The sequence below is a fragment of the Deltaproteobacteria bacterium HGW-Deltaproteobacteria-4 genome (genome assembly GCA_002841765.1).
Classification (GTDB): domain Bacteria; phylum Desulfobacterota; class Desulfuromonadia; order Desulfuromonadales; family UBA2197; genus UBA2197.
Genome location: PHAV01000015.1, coordinates 33,353 through 52,019, shown reverse-complemented (window position 1 = coordinate 52,019; position 18,667 = coordinate 33,353). Strand labels below are relative to the sequence as shown.

Here is an 18,667-nt window from a genome sequence, read left to right as displayed (position 1 = left end):
AAGCCGGACAAGCCGGACCAAACAGAAAAAAAGACAGTTTCACACGGGTCAAATCTGATAACTTCGGATAAAAGCGGATGAGACCCTTTAACCGTTTGATCAGATTTTTATCAGATTCTATCCGAAGTTATCCGTGTGAAACGATTTTGGTTTGTTCAAGTTTGCTCACAAAAGAATTCAAGGAGTTTCGCATATGAAGATCCAGGAAGAGAAAAAGCGTTGGGAAGCCTCTACCCTCAAGAAGGTCATTGACAAACGGGCCGAGCGCAAAAAGACTTTTCTGACCAGTTCCAATCTCGAAATGGAGCGGGTCTTTACTCCGGATTTCGACGTCCCCGGCTATATGGAGAAACTCGGCCTGCCCGGTGAGTACCCTTACACTCGCGGCGTGCAGCCGACCATGTATCGCGGCCAGTTCTGGACGATGCGTCAATATGCCGGTTTCGGCACCGCCAAAGAGTCGAACGAGCGCTACCGCTATCTCCTTGGCGCCGGTCAGACCGGCCTCTCCGTCGCTTTCGATCTGCCGACGCAGATGGGTTACGATTCCGACAGCGACATGGCCAACGGTGAAGTCGGCAAGGTCGGGGTTGCCATCGATACCCTCGCTGACATGGAGATCCTTTTCGATCAGATCCCCCTCGACAAAGTCTCGACCTCGATGACGATCAACGCGACCGCGGCGGTCCTCCTCTGCATGTACATTGCTGTCGCCGAGAAGAACGGGATCTCTTCCGACAAGGTCATGGGGACGATTCAGAACGACATCCTCAAGGAGTATATGGCGCGCGGCACCTACATCTATCCGCCGCAGGAGTCGATGCGGGTCATCACCGACATCTTCGCCTACTGCAAGGATCATGTGCCGCAGTGGAATACCATCTCCATCTCCGGCTACCACATCCGCGAAGCCGGTTCCTCGGCAGTGCAGGAAGTCGCCTTCACCCTTGCTGACGGCATCGCCTACGTCGAAGCGGCGATCAAGGCCGGCCTCAAGGTCGATGAGTTCGCTCCGCGCCTCGCCTTCTTCTTCAATGCCCACAACAACCTTTTCGAAGAGGTCGCCAAGTTTCGTGCCGCCCGCCGCATCTGGGCCAAGGTGATGAAGGAGCGTTTTAACGCCACCGATCCCCGCTCGATGATGCTGCGCTTCCACACCCAGACCGCCGGCTGTACCCTCACCGCGCAGCAGCCCGACAATAACATCATGCGCGTGACGATTCAGGCTCTCTCCGCCGTCCTCGGCGGTACCCAGTCGCTGCACACCAACAGCCGCGACGAAGCCCTCGCTTTGCCGACCGAAGCGTCGGTGCGAATCGCTCTCCGTACCCAGCAGGTCATCGCTTATGAATCCGGGGTCGCCGACTCGATCGATCCCCTCGCCGGTTCTTATCTGGTCGAGAGCCTTACCGATCAGATCGAAGCGCAGGCTCTCGCCTACATCGCCAAGATCGACGAACTCGGCGGCGCTGCCGAAGCGATCAGTCGTGGTTTTCAGCAGAAAGAGATTCAGGATTCCGCTTTTTCCTATCAGAAATCGATTGAGACCAACGACCTGGTCATCGTCGGCGTTAATCAATTCATCGTTCAGGAAGGCCCGCCGACCGGTCTGCTCAAGGTTAAACCCGAGGTGGAGATTGCCCAGAAGAAGTCCCTCGCTGCTATCAAGGCGGGCCGCGATAATGCCGCTGTTGCCGCGAAGCTCGCCGCCCTCAAAGTTGCCGCGACCGGGACCGAGAATCTCCTCCCCTTCATCCTCGACGCGGTCAAGGTCTATGCCTCCCTCGGCGAAATCTCTGATGTCCTGCGTGGTGTCTTTGGTGAGCATCAAGAGACGGTAGTTCTGTAAGATGACAAAAAAAATCAATCATATCGGCGTGGCGGTTAGGAGCATTGACGCTTCCACCCCCTTTTACCGTGATGTCCTCGGAATGACTTTTGAAGGAACGGAAGTCGTCGCCGAGCAGAAGGTGAAAGTTGCCTTCTTCGCCGTCGGCGAAAGCCGGGTCGAACTTTTAGAGCCGACCGCCGACGATTCTCCGGTGGCGAAGTTCCTCGAAAAGAACGGCGAAGGGACGCACCACATCGCCTACGAAGTCGATGACCTTGTCGCCACTCTCGCCAAGCTCAAAGCCGCCGGCGTCCGCCTTATCGACGAAGTCCCGCGCTGTGGAGCGCACGGTACCCGTATCGCCTTCCTTCACCCCAAAGCGAGCGGCGGGGTTTTGACCGAGCTTTGTCAGGGCGGGGGGCATTAACAGAAAAATAGATTGGTAGGGGCACCCCTCGTGGGTGCCCTTGTTTATCACCGGAAACAATCAGGGCACCCACAAGGGGCGCCCCCACCATAAAAAGAAAGGGCCGTCTCCACAGGAGACGGCCCTTTCTTTCGCTAATACAATTTAAAATCAGGCAATCTTGCCAAAGTCCGCAATCCCGGAGAAGAGCCGGCCGGCGCTGGTGAGAAGGGCAAGGCGGTTGGTGCGCACCTGTGGATTCTCGGCCATGACCATGACGCCGTCGAAGAAGGCGTCGACAGTCGGACGCAGGGCGGCAATCGCCCGCAGCGCCGTGTTGTAATCACGCTTCTCCAGACAGAGTTCGAGGCCGGCTTCCACCTTTTGCAGCTCATTGAAGAGGGCGCTCTCGCATTCGGTTTCGAAGAGGGCCGGTTCGATGGGTGCCTCAACGCCCCCCTTGATAATGTTGCCGATGCGTTTGAAGGCAGCGGCCAATGGTTCGAAGTCGGCCTGGTCCTTGAGAGCGGCGAGGGCTTTGACCCGCTCGCAGGCGTCGGTCGGATCGTCGAACGAGGCGGAAAGGACTGCTTCGACGAGATCGGTCGCATAGCCCTGACTGGTGAGGATATTAAGGAGGCGGCCGCGGAAGAATTCGATCACCTCAGCCTGCACCTCGGCGCGGGGCCGGGTCAGTTTGGCGTTGAGGAGATCGAGGCTCTGTCCGATCAGCTCCGGGAGCGAAAGGGTCAGGTTGCGGCTGATGACGATATTAAGGATGCCGATGGCACAGCGGCGCAGGGCATAAGGGTCAGCCGAACCGGTGGGGATGAGACCGACGCCGAAGCAGCCGCAGATGGTGTCGAGCTTGTCAGCAAGGGAAACAAAGGCGCCGATCGCCGAAGCCGGCAGCTCGCCGCCGGCCGAGGTCGGCAGGTAGTGCTCGGCAATCGCGTTGGCCACTTCTACACTCTCCCCCTGCTTCAGGGCATAGTCGCGCCCCATGATCCCCTGCACCTCGGGGAATTCACCGACCATCCCCGAGACCAGATCCGCCTTGCAGAGGGTGGCGGCGCGCTCGGTGGCAGGTTGCAGTTCCGGGACGAAGCGGCTGGCGAGGAGGCCGGCAAGGGCGCGGAAGCGCTCCATCTTCTCGTAGGAGGTGCCGAGCTTCTGTTGATAGACGACGCTCTTTAGCGCTTCGACCCGCTCGGAGAGGGGGACCTTCTGATCCTCTTCATAGAAGAAGCGCGCATCGGAGAGGCGGGCGCGCAGGACGCGCTCATTCCCCTTGACGACGACACCCGGATCGTCACTCAAGGTATTGTTGATGGTGATGAAGCAGGGGAGGAGCTTGCCGTCCGCATCGACCAGAGAGAAGTAGCGCTGGTGGCTGCGCATCGAGGTAATCAGCACCTCTTTCGGCACCTGGAGGAAATCGGGGTTGAAGGTGCCGAGGACAGCGCTCGGGTATTCGCAAAGGAAGGAAACTTCTTCAAGGAGCCCCGCATCGGCAAGAACTTCACCACCCGCGCTCTTCGCCAGGGCAGCGATGTCGCGGCTGATAATCTCGCGCCGCCGGGCCGGGGAGGGGATGACACAGTGGGCTTCGCATTGGGCCAGATAATCGGCAAAATCCCGCACCACAAAGGGGGTGTTGGCCATGAAACGATGGCCGCAGGAGGTGTTGCAGCTGTGGATATCGCCGAAGCTGAAGGGGACGATTTCGCCGCCGTAGAGGGCAACGATCCAATGGATCGGCCGGGCAAAGCGGACGTCGAGATCTTTCCAGCGCATCGACTTCTTGAAGGGGATGGAACTGATCAGGCGGGGGAGGATTTCAGCCAGGAGCTGCGCTGTCGGCCGGCCGCTCTCTTCCTTTTCGACGCAGAGATATTCGCCCTTTTCAGTTGCGACGATCTTGAGGTCGCTGACCGCCACTCCCTGACCGCGGGCAAAACCTTCCGCGGCCTTGCTCGGGGTACCGTCAGCGCCAAAAGCAACGGCTTTGGCCGGACCCATCGCCCGGACAAAGAGGTTCGGCTGCTCCTCAGCCAGGTCGCGTACTACCAGGACGAGGCGGCGCGGCGCGGCCATCGTTTCAATGGCGGAGAATTCGATGCGGGCGCTCTCCAACTCTTTGCGGATGAGCGCTTCCATGTCGGCCATGGCCTTGGGGAGGAATCCGGCGGGAATCTCTTCGCTGCCGATCTCTAAGAGTAGTTCTTTTGCCATGGCTTAACGGCCTCCTTTAAGCAGGGGGAATCCGAGTTCTTCACGCAGCTTGAGGTATCCCTCGGCGCAGAGTTTCGCCACATTGCGCACCCGGCCGATATAGGAGGCACGCTCGGTGACGGAGATGGCACCGCGGGCATCGAGGAGATTGAAGGTGTGCGAGCATTTCATCACATAGTCATAAGCGGGGAGGGTTAGTCCCTTAGCGACGAGGCGAATGCACTCTTTCTCGTACATGGTGAAGAGCTGCAACAGCATCGCCACATCGGCTTCTTCGAAGTTGTGAGTCGAGAATTCGACTTCACTGCGATGGTGGATGTCGCCGTACTTGATCCCCTTGGTCCACTCCAGGTCGTAAACGTTATCGACCCCCTGCAGATACATGGCGATGCGCTCGCAGCCGTAGGTGATCTCCGCCGGGATCGGCTTGAGGTCGATGCCGCCGGCCTGCTGGAAGTAGGTGAACTGGGTGATCTCCATGCCGTCGAGCCAGACCTCCCAGCCGAGGCCCCAGGCGCCGAGAGTCGGTGATTCCCAGTCATCCTCGACAAAACGGATGTCGTGTTTCTTCGGATCGATACCAAAGGACTTAAGGGAGTCGAGGTAAAGATCGAGGATGTTGGAGGGGGACGGCTTCATGATCACCTGAAACTGGTAGTAGTGCTGCAACCGGTTCGGGTTCTCGCCGTAGCGGCCGTCGGTGGGGCGGCGCGAAGGTTCAACATAAGCGACATTCCAGGGCTCGGGGCCGAGAACGCGCAGGAAGGTGGCGGGATTGAAGGTGCCGGCCCCCTTTTCGGTGTCGTAGGGCTGCTGAATGATGCACCCCTGATTGGCCCAATACCCTTGCAGAGAGAGGATAAGATTTTGAAAGGTCACGATGCCTCCGGAAGGAGCTAAGATTTTGATAACACGAAAAAGTGGCGAATTTTAACGCGCTCTCAGTGAGAGAGTCAAGAAAAAGGGAGGGCAAACAACGGCATCTCTTTTCTGTTGATTCCTTGCGGGCGAGGAATTTTAGACGAAAGAAGGGTCAGAGGCTGTCTGCTTCTCCGTCAGCCACTGCCGAGTAATGCCGGAAAGTATTCCGGCCGCTCTCTTTGGCCCGGTACATGGCGATATCTGCCTGGTGCAGAAGCATCGGGATATCTCTGGCATCCCGCGGGTAAAAGGCGACACCGATCGATCCGGAAATCATCCCCATGCCCCCCGGCAGGTTGAAGGGCTGTCTGAGAGTTTCCAGGAGGCGCTTAGCGACAATCCCGACATGGAGAGGTTCTGCCACGCAGGGCATAATCACGGTAAATTCGTCCCCGCCCATCCTCGCCAAGGTATCGCTCTTACGAAGAGCATCCTCCATCCTCTTTGCCGCCTGCTGGAGGAGAGAGTCGCCGGCATCGTGAGCGAGGGTATCGTTGATCTCTTTGAAACGGTCAAGGTCAATAAACAGCAGAGCGACGGCATAATCCTCCCGCGCCGCCCGCTCAATCGCCTGCTGCAGGCGGTCGTTAAAGAGGAGCCGATTCGGGAGTCCGGTTAATCCGTCATAATTCGCCTGCTTCCAGACCTGTTCCTGTAACTCCTTGCGCGCCGTAATATCTCGTAAGATCGATTGTACCGACCACTCTTCATGATAAAAGACCGGGGTTGAACAGACCTCAACATCGACGACTTCACCGTTTAAGCGAAGGATCTTTTCATCGAAGCACGTTTTTTCTCCCTGATTGAATTCAACCTCACTGATGCGCTGTTGGACGATTGCGTGATAATCGGGATGGACGAGATCCATAATCCTGACTCCTGTGAGTTGCCCCGTGCTTACTGCCCCGAAGAGGGCGGCGGCGGCATTATTGCCAAAAATGACCTCTCCCCCTTTGTGGACGAGGATCGCATCCGGCGAGAGTTCAGTTAATGAGCGGAAGTTCTCCTCACTCCGCCGTAACGCTTCTTCCGTTTGCTTGAGCCCGGTGTGGTCCTGCAGTGTTTCGATGGCGGCAATGATATTCCCCTGCCGGTCGCGGATCGGCGCTGCATCAAAACTCAGATAGCGCCGCTTGCCACCGACATTGGCGTACCATCCTTCTGCCTGCAGTCCTTCGGCAATGAGCTGCGAACTGGAGAAGGTCTGATAAAGATCGATCGTCTTTTCAATGTCACCATCAATAATGATGTCGGCAAGGGTGGGGCGTTCCTCGGAATAAAACGCTCGCCATTGCTGGTTGGTGGCGAGCATGTCAAAAGCGGTGAGACCGGTCAGTTCTTCACAGGCGAGATTCCAGGTAATCACTTGATGCTTACTGTCGACGACAAAGGTGGGGACGGCAGAGTTTTGCAGCAGGTTCTCGCCAAAGAGTTGTTGTTCGTTTAATGCCTTCTCCAGCACTTTTCGATGGGTAATGTCAGTAAAAGTCCCGACCAGACCGGCTGCCGCCCCTTGGTCGTCGTGAAAAACAGCCCGGTAGATAAGGATCTCGTGTTGGCTGCCATCGCTGTAGAGCATCGATGTCTCCGTAAAGTCATCGGGCAGACTCGAATCGTTGAGGAGTTCGAACTCGTCGAGATCGAGTTCTATTGCTTCAGGGGAGTCAGCGATCTCGCTGGTCGTCTTCCCTAACAATTCTGCGCGGGAGACGCCGCGAATCTCCTCGTAGGCGCGATTGCAGCCGAGATAACGTCGTTGCAGATCCTTATAGTAGACGGGATTAGGAATAGCGTCGCTGATCGTTTGCAAAAAGTGGAGACGCTCAGAGGAGAGGTCTTTCTGCACTTCGACTTCAGTCATGAGTCGATTGAAAGCAATCCCCAAAAGGCCGATTTCGTCGTCGGTGGTGATCGGAAGGGGCGTTCGTGAGGCACCCTTTTCTGACAGATTCTGGACATGGCGGGTGAAGTCGAGCAACGGTCGGCTCAGGTGCTTCATGAAGAACCATACTGCCACGGTGGTGCTAAGAAGGAGGAGAAGAAGGCCGCTGGAGATGTATCTCTTCGCTTTGGCAACAGAAGCAAAGGCTTCGCTGACCGGATAGTTGGCCGCGAGGATCCAGTCGGTTGTGGCAAGACGTTTGAAGGAGGAGAGCATGGCAATGCCACGAGAGTTGACGGTCTCTTCGGACCCTTCAAAACCGGCAATGGCTCGATCAAAGAGGGGATTGACCCCGACCGCGACATCCTTCTGCAAAATCCGGCTGGCATCCGGATGCATGATCATCATCCGGTCAATGTTGTAGAGGTAAAGATAACCGCTCGCACCGATTTTGAATTTTCCCAGTCTGCCGAGGAAATTGTCGTTTGTCAGATCGACGCTTCCGGCGATGACGGCAGAGAGCTTCCCCGCGGCGTCGAAGATCGGAGCAGTGAAGGTGATCGCGGGATGGTGGTGTTCCTGGCTGGAGAAGTAGGGATCCGAAATCTGCGGCTTGCGGGTTGCAATCGTCTTCTGGAGGTAGTCGCGAAAGGCAAAGTTCTTGCCGCGTCGCCCCTCTTTAAAGGGGTACTCCGCGAGGAGTTCTCCGCCCGGGGAAAAACAGAAGATCCCGTTGTCGAAAAAGAGCCGAGTCCCCTCGCCGAGACGCTGGTCAAGATAGCTCTGAACAGCATCCGGATCGGCGAGAATAGCGTCGGGGAAGTTGGTTGCCGTGCGGGTGATGATCTCGTTGCCGGCTCGGATCTGTTCATCGATGTCGGCGGCAATCTCTGTGACGGAGCTGAACTGTTGTTGGCTGATTATCGCCTTGAACTCGGCACTGAAAAAGTGGAGAACCCCCATGGCTGCGGCTGTGAGGGTGACTGTTAACAGCAGGCAGACAGTCAGGGCTAACTTGTTCTTTAAGCTGAAAAGCATTTATTGTCTCCACGGTTGGTCAAAGAGCGTGTGTGTAATTCCCTCCCTTTTCACTTCGTTTAGCGTTGGGGCGTGAGGTTCATTACACCAGGAATCCGACGGGGTCCATTCCCAAAGTGGTCGCGTCGATGACCCCCAGGATAGCCCGGCCCGAGGCCGCGAGCTCGGCCGTGTCGACAATCTCCCCGTCGATTTCTTCGCCGCCGGCGGAGGCAATCAATTTTATCCACGGGGTGCCGAGCATTGCTGCTGCGGGCTTGTTTTTCACGACCAGCGCTATTTCTTTGGTGTTGAGAAGCAGAATGGTGCCGACGGGATAGATGCCGACTGTGGTAACAAAGAGCTTGAGCAGAACCGGATCATAACTCTTGCCGGATTTGGAAAGCATATAACGGATGACCTTGTCGGGCGCCTTGGCTTCCCGGTGATAAACCCGGGATGAGGTCAGGGCGTCATAGTCGTCGGCCATACTGATGATCTTGCTGAAAAGGCTCATCTTTTGGTAAGGAAGCCGGGGATATCCCGAGAAGTCGTGCTGCCGATGATGTTCAAACGCCACGGCCACCATCCTGGCGTTCAGATTGTCGAGCTGTTTGAGCTCCAACAGCAGTTTGACGCCAAGCAGCGGGTGTTTATGCATCGCCTGCCACTCTTGCTCGTCCAGATCGGTCTCTTTGTCCAATAATTCCTGCGGGAGAGCGGTTTTCCCGATATCGTGGCAGAAAGCGCTCAGGCCGAGCTCGCAGCAGCGGTTTTTTGTCAATCCCGCCTTGAGTCCTGTCAGCATCGAAAGGATGCAGACATTGACCGGGTGGTTGCTTGTGTATTTCCGATGGCATTTGAGGGTGGTAAAACCGAGCAGGTCGGCAGGATCGGAAATGAGCTGGTCAACCATCCCCTGCACCACCCTTTTGGCCTTGGCCAACTGGAGGGATTTACCCTTCACGGCGTTGCTCATGATGTCATCGACGGCACTGATGGCTTGGGAATAGATGCGTCTGGCCCGGGATTTGCTGTCCATCCTGGCCGCATCGTCCATGTAGGCGTAATCGGTTGTTTCCGTCAGGACCTCAAGTTCGATTCGGGTTATCGCGGCCGCAAGCAGGAGAGCCTGCAATTCGCTAAAGGCCTGGAGTGACGGCGGCGCCTGCATCCTGAGGAGAATCTGAACAAAACCGCTTAGGTCCGTCGCCGAGACTTCCGGGGAAAAGTTGATTCCGCCGATGAAGCATCTTTTCATTTCGCTCATGGTGAAACTGAAGGCTTCAAATCCGGCGGTTTCGGGCTTGAGGCGCAAGTCCCCCAGAAAAAGGTATCCTCCCCTGAGCCGAAGTGAGGCCTCGGCATTCATTCGGTGCATGGTCCGGATCACGGCAAGCAACTGTTCGACCGCCGGGGCGACGGCCGCATGTCCCTCAGCGTAATTCTGGGCGGTCTTGATTAACACGAAAAAACGCGTGACCAGGCTTCTCCCTGACTGCAGCAGCGCCTTGTCAAGCTGATCCTGGCTGGTCATGGTATTCATTCAGCGCTCCTGCTGCCGGGAGTCGGGGGCATTTTTCTGGCGACTCACCGTCATGATGGCATTTTTGATGATGTCTTGGGATTCCGAGCTTTTTGAACGGAGCGCTTCTTCGAGGAGTTTGCGGGTCTCCTCTCCCGGAATTTTCTCCAGTCCGGCCACCGCACAGGTGATGGCTTCCTTCTCTTTTGCCCTCTGGAAGAGATACTTCCTGGTCAGCATACTCTTGAAGAGGGGCAGCATCTTCCCCCCCCCCAGCTCGCCAAGCACCGCGAAAACCGCTTTTTTTTCAGAGATGCTCATGCCTTCGAATTCGTCGGTATCGATGAATGCGGTGAGAGGTTTCAAGGCGAACTGAAGCTTGGCTCTCCCCAGCAGCTGTAGCGCCATAATCCTTATGCCCGCAGCTTCATCCCGGAGGAACTTGAGAATAAATGGTTTGGCCCGGGGTTCGGAAACCGCTACCAGGTATTTCAATACCTCTTTCCTGACCCTTTGGTCGCGATGGGTGATGAGCATCACGACTTGATCAAGCAGCACCGAATCTTTGATCTGGGTCAGGATCAACACGACGTTCCTGACCAGATACCACCGGGAATCACTGAGAAAAGGGAGTAAGATTTGCGGTGTTTCAACGGCAATTTCCGATGTCGTTTCGATCAGCACCTTTCTCATCTTCATCGTCTCGACCATGCCGAGAAGCTCGCAAAGGGTTGCCGGTGAAGTTTTCCCAATCATGATCGACAGGGTCTTGAGCTCGTCGGCAGAGAGCGCATCGGTCGTGTCAATAATCTTGCACAGCCCTTTGAGGGCGTCGTCTGTCCAGAATCTGCCCAGGGCGGCAAGAACCTGACGACTCCTCTCGTCAACCGGTTCCCTGGCTGTTGCCCGCCGGTAAAGGAAAGTAAACAACCTGAGGGAAAATTCACTCTCGCCGGAATGGAAAAGGTTTCTGGTGAGTTTCAGGTAGATTTCCAGAAATGCCGAAAAGAGTTCCGGCTCCGTAATTCCGGAAAGGATGGTTGCCAGTATTCTGGCCGTCCCATCGATGGGATTGAACGGCTCTTCCGCCGTCAGGAGTGCCTGGAGACAGGCCGTCTCTTCTGCGTTGAGGGTGTAAAAATGCTCGGGGATGATCTGCAGTCGGGTGGCGCAGGAGAGGGGATCGGCAAGGCAGGACGGCGGTATTTTCCTCAGGGCGGAGGTTCCGGTCATCTGATCGTCAATCTGCTTGTCAATCTCCCGGAAATCATCTTCCAGGATGTAAGAGCAATGAAGCAGACCCTTGTCCCACATGCGAGTGACAATATCGTCGTCAACGCCGCCGGCTTGGCTCATGCTGACGATGTCGAGAAACTCTTGCAGCTCCCACTCCTCGACCCCCGCATTGAAGACAATAGCTCTGATGCCGTCCGAATACATGCGGAAGGCCATGCTCTCGCTGGTGTCAGAGTTTTTATAAACGGAATGCCCCTTGTACCTGAATTCGAATCTGTCCACATCAAGCTTGTATTCATTGTAGAGATTGAGCATGGAGGACATTTTTACCGTCAACTCCTGAAAAAACTTCCCGAGAAGGGGGTTGCTGGCTTGGTACATCTTGACCCCCTTCGCGGTTTTTACCATGGCCAGCATGATGTCAGTGGCAAGTGCCACTTCTGTTTTGCTTGCCTCTTCAGAGGGAGAGGTCTCAGCGGACATGATCTCTTCATTCATTTTTGGCGATCCTCATCTATTAAGCATGCAGGAAGATTCATTGAGTTCGTCACACTCCCGGCGGAGTTCTTTAATTTACTGAACCAACTCGGCTTTTGCTTTTTCGTGATCCTTCATGGGCAAGCTTCGTTTCTAATTTATCTGCTTCGGTTGTTCCTTGTCAAAACCGGGAAGGATCGCTTTGAAAAATGCGTTTTTGAAGAGTCCGCCAATGATTTCCCCTTTGCTGGTTTCCGGATTTTTAAGCGAACCGGCAACATTAACCTTGGTGGCAACCTCCTGGCGCGATCTGTTTTCAAGCAGACCGGCGACCCCGCCGACCATCATCTCATACAGCTGATGACCGACACCGCGATCCTTGTCTCTGAGCTTGTCATAAACCTTTATATCCTGAAAGAACGGTTTGATATAGCCGGAAATAGCATCATCTTTAACGTGCAGTTCAGAGGCCAGGGAGAAGCTTCCGCCGGAAACATCGAAGTTACCATAAGCGCGCAGCAAATCGTTCATCGCCGTCAATTCGGTCGCTTCGATTTTAAGATGGAGATCGTAATCCGCGGCCTCTTTTACCGGCCTGAAATTAAAGGAGGCCGTCGTCTTGCCGCTCCCCATGAATTTACCCTTCAGTTCAGCCTGCGCAGGTCCCTGGGAAAACTGGTTGGAAAAGTTGCTCAACTGGAAATCGGTCTCGGCAATGAAGAGACGGTACGGTTTGCTCGCCGATTTATTCACCATGCCGAGAGTACACTCGGTCAAGCTGACTTGATCGGCTCGCAGCAAAAGGCCGGGCTGGTTGCTGAGCTCGCTGGCGGCCTTGCCAGCAACCGCCGCCTGTTTCTTTTCAACTGCGGTGGTACTTTTTGAATGGATGTAATTTATATTCATCCCTTTGATCGTCAGCTTTTCCAGATGGGCAGTTTTAACTGTTGGTGCGAACTCAGCGTTGCCAATGGCTCCGAGGATTCCGCCATGAATGGCGATGTTCGCGCCGGCAGCAAGCGGCTGAAGACGGTCTGTCGGCACGTTTCCCAGGGTTATACGTCCCTTCAGCCCCGGGTACGGTTTTGCGAGGAAATTTGCGTTTCCATCGACCGTGCCATGTCCGCTGGCAAAGATTGCCGTATCCAGATGGAACGCCGAGGGGTAGACCTGATCCGGCGAATTTATGTTACGGATATTGGTGGCCTGGAGGTTCAGATGACTAAGAACAAGGGGTCTGTTCGGGTCCTCATCAATATAGGTAATCGTGGCATCATTGATTTTTAAACTGTTTATTTTGAGCGGATAGATATCCTCTGCCGCCTGTTGCCAGCCGCGCTCCTTGATAGAAACCTTACTGGCCGCTTCGCTGCGCAGTTGCAGCAGATTGACATTAATTTCTGGACGGTCCAGCCTGAATTCGGCGACAAGCTTTCCCGAAAAGATCTCCCGCCAGTGAATGCTGGCCCGAAGAACGGGAAAGTAGACGACCGGCGGATCAGGATGGGCCTCTTGCAGAACGGTGACCCCTTTCAGGGGCAGGGAAAGATTCAGCAGTTGGAGATGCAATTTTGGCAGCCGGACGGTATACCCCTTCAGGTCACGGTTGATGTTCTTTTCCATGTTGCGACGCAGAGGTTCATCCAGAAAAAAAGAGACAATAAACAGACCCAGGGCAAGGACGGTCGGAATACCGACAACCCAGTGCAGTCCCCTGGAATTCTGCAGTTTTTTCACCCAGGATGTTTCAAGCATCTGTTCCGGCATCTGCCAACTCCAGACTTAAGGATTGCCGTACGTCGTTGTCCAAGCCATTCACTTCCCGACGCGAATCGAAGAGATGTTGCCGATGAGTCCGAAGACACTCAATAGCCAGATAATCACACAGATAACCACGACCACATTGAGAATCCTTTTGATGGTGGACTGCATCGGTATGAAGTTGTTAATCACCCACAGAACCAATCCGACGATGACGAGAATAATTACTAATTGAATAAGCGGCATATTCTTCTCCTTTTTTAGTAGTTTCCGATAGAACGGGATTTGCGCGACGTAATAGACGCGGGAACCATTCCTTGTGCGCGGGATTGCGCAAAGAGATTCCGATGTATCAACCAGTTCGGAGTCGCCCCATCAGCAACATCCAAAGGATCGCAACCATCAATCGCAACTTGTGTGCCGGATAAGCCGTGACGGCGTAGTGAGTGCAATTCTTTGATATTAAAGGATTTTGGTGATGTAGAAACTGTGCCAAGCTGGTGAGGCGACCTTAAGTAATCCGTCATGCTCGACATAACCGTCAAATGTTGCAGTTTTGTCAGGGGGGGTTAAGCAGGTAGACCGTTTACCAAAATGAACCAACGGTTAAGCCTTGTCTGTCGGCTGCGCCGTTAACTCTCTGCCTCTGGCAGAAAATCGACGCTGGACTGGCTAGGCCCCTGGAAATAAGCGGAGCGCTGCCTTATTTAATCCTTACCTTCCCTTAGAGTAGCAAATCAACTCTGTTGATGCCCGCTCAGTACACACCTTGACAGTTCTCCCTCGCATCGCCAGAGAAAAACTTTCCCGGAATCCACCATTCCATCGACCAACTGCCTGATTTCACAGCATGAATGCTGACAATATAAGCAGTCCGTCTTTTTGGCTTGCTCCGTGCACAAAATGCAGGCGCTGCAAAAGGATTGTGCGGGGCCGATCCCGGCTGATCCTACGTTATTCCGGATTGTTATGGTCGTGCTACTTTTATTTGCTCTTTGGGAGGAAAAGATGAATCAGTGCCTGAGAAATACCCTGCTCCTTATCACCCTGACCTTCACCCTCGGCGGTGCCGCCCTGGCTGCTGGACTGCCGGGGACCACCCTTGCATCCCTTAGCGATGTGCAGAAGTACGAGCGCTCCATCCATATCATGGCGATGCTCCTCGTCGGTTTCGGCTTTTTGATGGTCTTTGTCAAGAAGTACGGCCGATCGGCTCTCACCGCCACCTACCTCCTCGTCAGCATTGCTCTCCCCCTCTACTTCCTCAAGGAGAGCTACCACGGCGGCGACAGCAGCACCGTGATCATCGACAAGCTCATCCTTGCCGAATTTGCCGCCGCCAGTCTCCTTATCTGTGCCGGCGCCGTCCTCGGCCGTCTGAAGATGCACCAGTATCTCCTCCTCGGCATCCTCTTCATCCCCTTTTATGCCCTGAATGAGTGGATCGTCTTGCAGGGAGGCCTCGGCTTGATCAGCGGCAAGGTTGTCGATACCGGCGGCTCCATCGTCATCCACGCCTTTGGCGCCATCTTCGGCCTCGCCGTAGCGGCGACGATGACGACGAAAAAGGAGTACGCCACCCCGATCGAGTGTGACGATACCAGCGACCGCTACTCCCTCCTCGGCAGCATGGTCCTCTGGGTCTTCTGGCCGAGCTTCTGCGCGGCCCTCGTTCCCCCGGCCGCTGTGCCGATGACCGCAGTCAACGTCATCCTCGCCCTCTGCGGCTCGACCCTCGCCACCTACTTCGCCTCGGTGAAGCTGCGCGGCAAGATCTCGGCGGCCGACATTGCCAACGCCACCCTCGCCGGCGGCGTCGCCATCGGTTCGACCTGTGATCTCACCACTCCCGGCACGGCCTTTGCCATCGGTCTCCTTGCCGGTGTCGTCTCCACCTTCGGCTTTGCCATCATCCAGGCCCGCCTGACCGATGCGGCCAAGACCGTCGATACTTGCGGCGTCCTTTATCTCCACGGTCTCCCCGGCCTCCTCGGTGGACTGAGCGCCCTTGTCGTCGTGACCGGCATAGATTTCGGCGCCCAGTTGACGGCGATCGCCGTCACCGTCGTCCTCGCCGCTCTGAGCGGTCTCCTCTCCGGCAAGGTCCTCGCCGTCCTCGGAAGGAGGGCCGTCCCCTATGTCGATAGCGAAGAGTTCGAGGGGGAAGAGGGCGAAGAAGAGGGTGTTCCGGTGTGCAGTGCCACCGCCGAGTCTGTTGCCTGAGCGGTTGATCTCCAATCAGATTCGATCAATAAACTAAAAAATGGGCACCTCCAAAAAAGGGGTGCCCATTTTTCGTTCCGGCTCAAAGATCGCCGCTCAAATCCTGCAGCAGATAGATCTTCGGATTGAGCCCGGCGACCGTTGTTACCAGTTCAGTGAGCGCCTCGGCATCGAGTCCTTCTTCCTGATCGCGTCCCTGAAACCAGGCATAACCCTTGGGGAGGGGGGAGTAGTGGCCGTCGCGCAGCAGCGAAACATCGACGAGGTCGTTGACCCGGCCCGTTTCTTCCCAGGCTTCGCGGTAGTTGAACTGACGGGCGACCACGTGCATGGTCAGGCCGTTGGGGAAGAGCCCCTTGACCTCGAAGGAGAAGTCGCGGGGCGCGCCGTAGTGTTCGCTGCGGCCGGAACGGGAGGAGGCTCTGGCGCCGGCGCTGGTGAGGAGTTCGCGGACGCTGGATTCAGTCATCGGGGTGACTTCGTGCATTGCGGTGCTCCTTGTCCAATTCCTGTTAAAAGCATTTTGCACACGGATAAAATCTGATTTAGACGGATTCTACGGATTCAAACAGTGAAAGCTTTCACAATAAACTTATAGGCCTGATTTATCTGCATTTATCCGTTCCATCCGTTAAATCCGTGTGATGCCCTTTAGCTCTCCAAACGCAACTCGATCCCCCAGGGGGCGGGTATGCGGCCGTCAGGGGTGAGGACCCAGAGGGTGGGGAATTCGGCACTTGCCGGTGCTTCGCCGTAGCCGTCGGTGAGGTAGATGATCGCCGCCGGGCGCGGCGTCATCGTTCGGGCATAATCAAAGACCGGGCGCAGATCGGTGAAGCCGCCGCCGCTGTAAACCTCGGTAACCTGCTGGCGGCCGGAGAAGGTGTCGATCTTCTGGATGCGGCTGCCGCTGTACAGGACGGTGATGCGGCTGTCGCGCCCTTTGGAGATCTGCAGAAGTTCGCGGGCAAAGGCTTCGCGCAACGGGCGCTGATTGGTCGAGTCGCTGACATCGATGGCAACAAGGAGGTGGAGACGGCGCTGGCAGCGGATGCCGGGGGTTACATGGGCAAAACGGCGATGCTCACGCTTCCAGGTGGTGGTGCGGCCGGTACGGCCGGCGGTGGCGACAAACTGACGCAGGATCTGCGGCCAGGGGAGGGGGGGTGGTGCCAGCCAGCTCTCGACCAGCGCCTGCAGTTCACCCGGCAGCTCTCCCTGACTTTGGCGCCAGGCCTGCTCGACCAGGCGTCGCACCACCTCTTCGCCGAGGCGCAAAGGCGTGCTTTCGGCCTCGCTCCAGAGCTGATGGTCGTCGATCGCAGCGCTGTGGTCGCGAGTCGGCACGCTTTCCTCCCCGCCCTGCTCGCTGTGCGTGCCCTGATCCTCGGTAGCATTGCCGTGCCCTGAACCTTCGAGATTGCCGGTATCGAAGGGGAGGTGGAGTTCGCGGTAGTACTCCTCTGCCGCCCAGCCTTCGGGAAGGCGATAACGTCCCGGCAGGATTGCGCCGTGTGGAAGACCGGTGATCGTCGGATTGATGGCAAGGTCGCAACACAGCTCCCAGGTGCCGCTGTGGCGATCCTTGCCGCGCAGGGGGTGGAGGTGGAGAAGATGCTTGAGGAGATGTTCGAGGAGAGCTTCCTGCTCGGCAGGGGTGAAGGTGGCGAATTCATCCGGATCAACAACCAGGGTGGGGATGCCGTTGTTGATGGTGATGCCGAGACCGCTCGCTGCCACGCGGCGGCGCAGGCCGAGGAGGAGATGCCCGTAAAAGGGGCGGGATTTGAGGAGTCGTACCACGGCATTCTGCACAGCCAGCATCGAAGCCTCGTTACGCTTCGCGGCTGATGGTGCGCATCGCTTCGAGGACGACGCTGTCGTACTTGTCCTGCGCCAGGGCCGTGGCGATCAGCGGTAGGCGCAGCAGCGACTTGATCAGACCGAAGCGCAGATCGCGCGGCAGAATCGCCAGATAAGCAACGAGATGCTCCTCACGTGGTGTGCTCAAGTTCCCCGCCACAGTGAGGGTGGCGATGAGGTCATGAATCGTCGCCGCCTGGCGATCGTCGCGCTGGGCGGCGGCGCGTTCGCCGACCTCAAACCAATGGTCGAGAATGTCGATGGCAGTGAGGGGACGCCCTTCCTGTTCGGCGCACCAGCGGAGAAAGATCACCGCCGCTTCACGGCCGACGATCCCGGCATAGACCTCCATCTCCAGCTCCACCGGGAAGCGGCAGTGCTGGCGGAGGATGCTGACCATCTCCCAGGCGCGTTCGGAGGGCTCGATCTGCAAATCGAGAGGGGCGCCCTGTTGTGCCAGCAGGTGGTGGTTGGCGCCGAGGAAGGCGCGCACTTCCGCATCGAGGTTGCGGCTGGTCGCGTAGCGCGCCCAGCAGGGGTAGTCGGTCTCGACGTAAAGGATGACCATGCGATCGACCAGGGCGCGGTCGAGGGTCGCCACTTGATAGGTGCCGTCCGGCGGGTTGATGGAGACGACGACCTTGTGTTTGGGGTGAAGGCGATGGGTGTGCAGGCCACGCTGTCGTCCCTCGGCCGGCGGCTCGACGAACTGGAAGATCGCCTGCAGGGTGTCTTCCTGCTGGGCGCGATTGAGTTCGTCGCAGTGGATGATCGTTGCCGGCGCTGCATCGTTCGGCCACCACGAGGGGCGCGACCAGTGCATGATCTCCCCTTCGCGGTAGGGGATGCCGACCAGATCACCGACCTCCATCTGGCCGAGACGCAACGAGGTGTAGTGGCGGTCGATGTCACGGCAGACCTGGAGGATGCCGGCACTCTTGCCGACGCCGCGATGACCGACAACGCAGGGGGTGAGGTCGGTCTTGGTGAGGATTTCGCGCAGAACGGTCTTCATCTGTTCGATATTCATGGGAGCTTCCGAAGGTTGGAGTCGTTGGTTGTGGCCGCGCAGTCGAGCTGATTTGGGGCGGGAGGAACTATAACCTATGAAGTCAGCATGTGTCCAGAGCGGGGGGGCGGGAAGCTTTTGTTAGGGGTGAGGCGGTGGCGCATCCCGGTTTTGTATCTATTTGTTTCAATTATTCCGGACACAAGTGATATGAAATAATGATAATGCATTTGACAATAAGAAAATAATTAATGTAAAAGTCGATTGCTTAACACATTTCA

The 18,667-nt window shown here is 56.6% G+C and carries 13 protein-coding genes; 3 read left to right on the top strand and 10 right to left on the bottom strand.

The features are described 5' to 3' along the window. Positions 1-193: 193 nt before the first annotated feature. Complete coding sequence (locus CVU69_10720; GenBank protein ID PKN11807.1) at positions 194-1,849, top strand: methylmalonyl-CoA mutase; 1,656 nt, start codon at positions 194-196, stop codon at positions 1,847-1,849. A 1-nt stretch (position 1,850) separates the two neighbouring features. Beyond that, the gene (gene mce / locus CVU69_10715; GenBank protein ID PKN11806.1) at positions 1,851-2,258 is read left to right on the top strand and encodes a methylmalonyl-CoA epimerase; all 408 of its coding nucleotides are present in this window, start codon (positions 1,851-1,853) and stop codon (positions 2,256-2,258) included. 150 nt (positions 2,259-2,408) lie between these two features. Here the strand turns inward: mce and CVU69_10710 are convergent, their stop codons facing one another. The 7 genes from CVU69_10710 to CVU69_10680 all read right to left on the bottom strand — a co-directional run bounded on the left by CVU69_10710 (position 2,409) and on the right by CVU69_10680 (position 13,537). Then, entirely contained in the window at positions 2,409-4,472 is a 2,064-nt protein-coding gene (locus CVU69_10710) for a glycine--tRNA ligase subunit beta (GenBank protein PKN11805.1), read from the bottom strand. Positions 4,473-4,475: 3 nt separating this feature from the next. After that, positions 4,476-5,351, bottom strand: a complete 876-nt coding sequence (gene glyQ, locus CVU69_10705) for a glycine--tRNA ligase subunit alpha (protein ID PKN11804.1) — start codon at positions 5,349-5,351, stop codon at positions 4,476-4,478. Positions 5,352-5,505: 154 nt separating this feature from the next. After that, positions 5,506-8,313 carry a hypothetical protein gene (locus CVU69_10700; GenBank protein ID PKN11803.1) on the bottom strand — a complete coding sequence of 936 codons (2,808 nt, stop codon included), beginning with the start codon at positions 8,311-8,313 and terminating at the stop codon, positions 5,506-5,508. Positions 8,314-8,395: 82 nt separating this feature from the next. Continuing rightward, on the bottom strand, positions 8,396-9,838 hold the full coding sequence (locus tag CVU69_10695; GenBank protein PKN11802.1) for a diguanylate phosphodiesterase: 1,443 nt from the start codon (positions 9,836-9,838) through the stop codon (positions 8,396-8,398). Next, positions 9,839-11,551 (bottom strand): hypothetical protein, encoded by a 1,713-nt coding sequence (locus CVU69_10690; protein PKN11801.1) that lies wholly within the window; start codon positions 11,549-11,551, stop codon positions 9,839-9,841. 132 nt (positions 11,552-11,683) lie between these two features. Further along, on the bottom strand, positions 11,684-13,297 hold the full coding sequence (locus CVU69_10685; protein PKN11800.1) for a hypothetical protein: 1,614 nt from the start codon (positions 13,295-13,297) through the stop codon (positions 11,684-11,686). Between the two features lie 48 nt (positions 13,298-13,345). Further along, entirely contained in the window at positions 13,346-13,537 is a 192-nt protein-coding gene (locus tag CVU69_10680; protein ID PKN11799.1) for a hypothetical protein, read from the bottom strand. Between the two features lie 762 nt (positions 13,538-14,299). On the opposite strand from CVU69_10680, the gene CVU69_10675 reads away from it, so the two are divergent. Continuing rightward, positions 14,300-15,514 (top strand): ammonium transporter, encoded by a 1,215-nt coding sequence (locus CVU69_10675; protein PKN11828.1) that lies wholly within the window; start codon positions 14,300-14,302, stop codon positions 15,512-15,514. Positions 15,515-15,596: 82 nt separating this feature from the next. Here the strand turns inward: CVU69_10675 and CVU69_10670 are convergent, their stop codons facing one another. The 3 genes from CVU69_10670 to CVU69_10660 all read right to left on the bottom strand — a co-directional run bounded on the left by CVU69_10670 (position 15,597) and on the right by CVU69_10660 (position 18,407). Then, a complete protein-coding gene (locus tag CVU69_10670) occupies positions 15,597-16,001 on the bottom strand; it encodes a hypothetical protein (protein ID PKN11798.1) in 405 nt (134 codons plus the stop codon). A gap of 164 nt (positions 16,002-16,165) precedes the next feature. Continuing rightward, complete coding sequence (locus CVU69_10665) at positions 16,166-17,338, bottom strand: hypothetical protein (protein ID PKN11797.1); 1,173 nt, start codon at positions 17,336-17,338, stop codon at positions 16,166-16,168. Between the two features lie 10 nt (positions 17,339-17,348). Next, positions 17,349-18,407 (bottom strand): hypothetical protein, encoded by a 1,059-nt coding sequence (locus tag CVU69_10660; protein PKN11796.1) that lies wholly within the window; start codon positions 18,405-18,407, stop codon positions 17,349-17,351. Between the last annotated feature and the right edge of the window lie 260 nt (positions 18,408-18,667).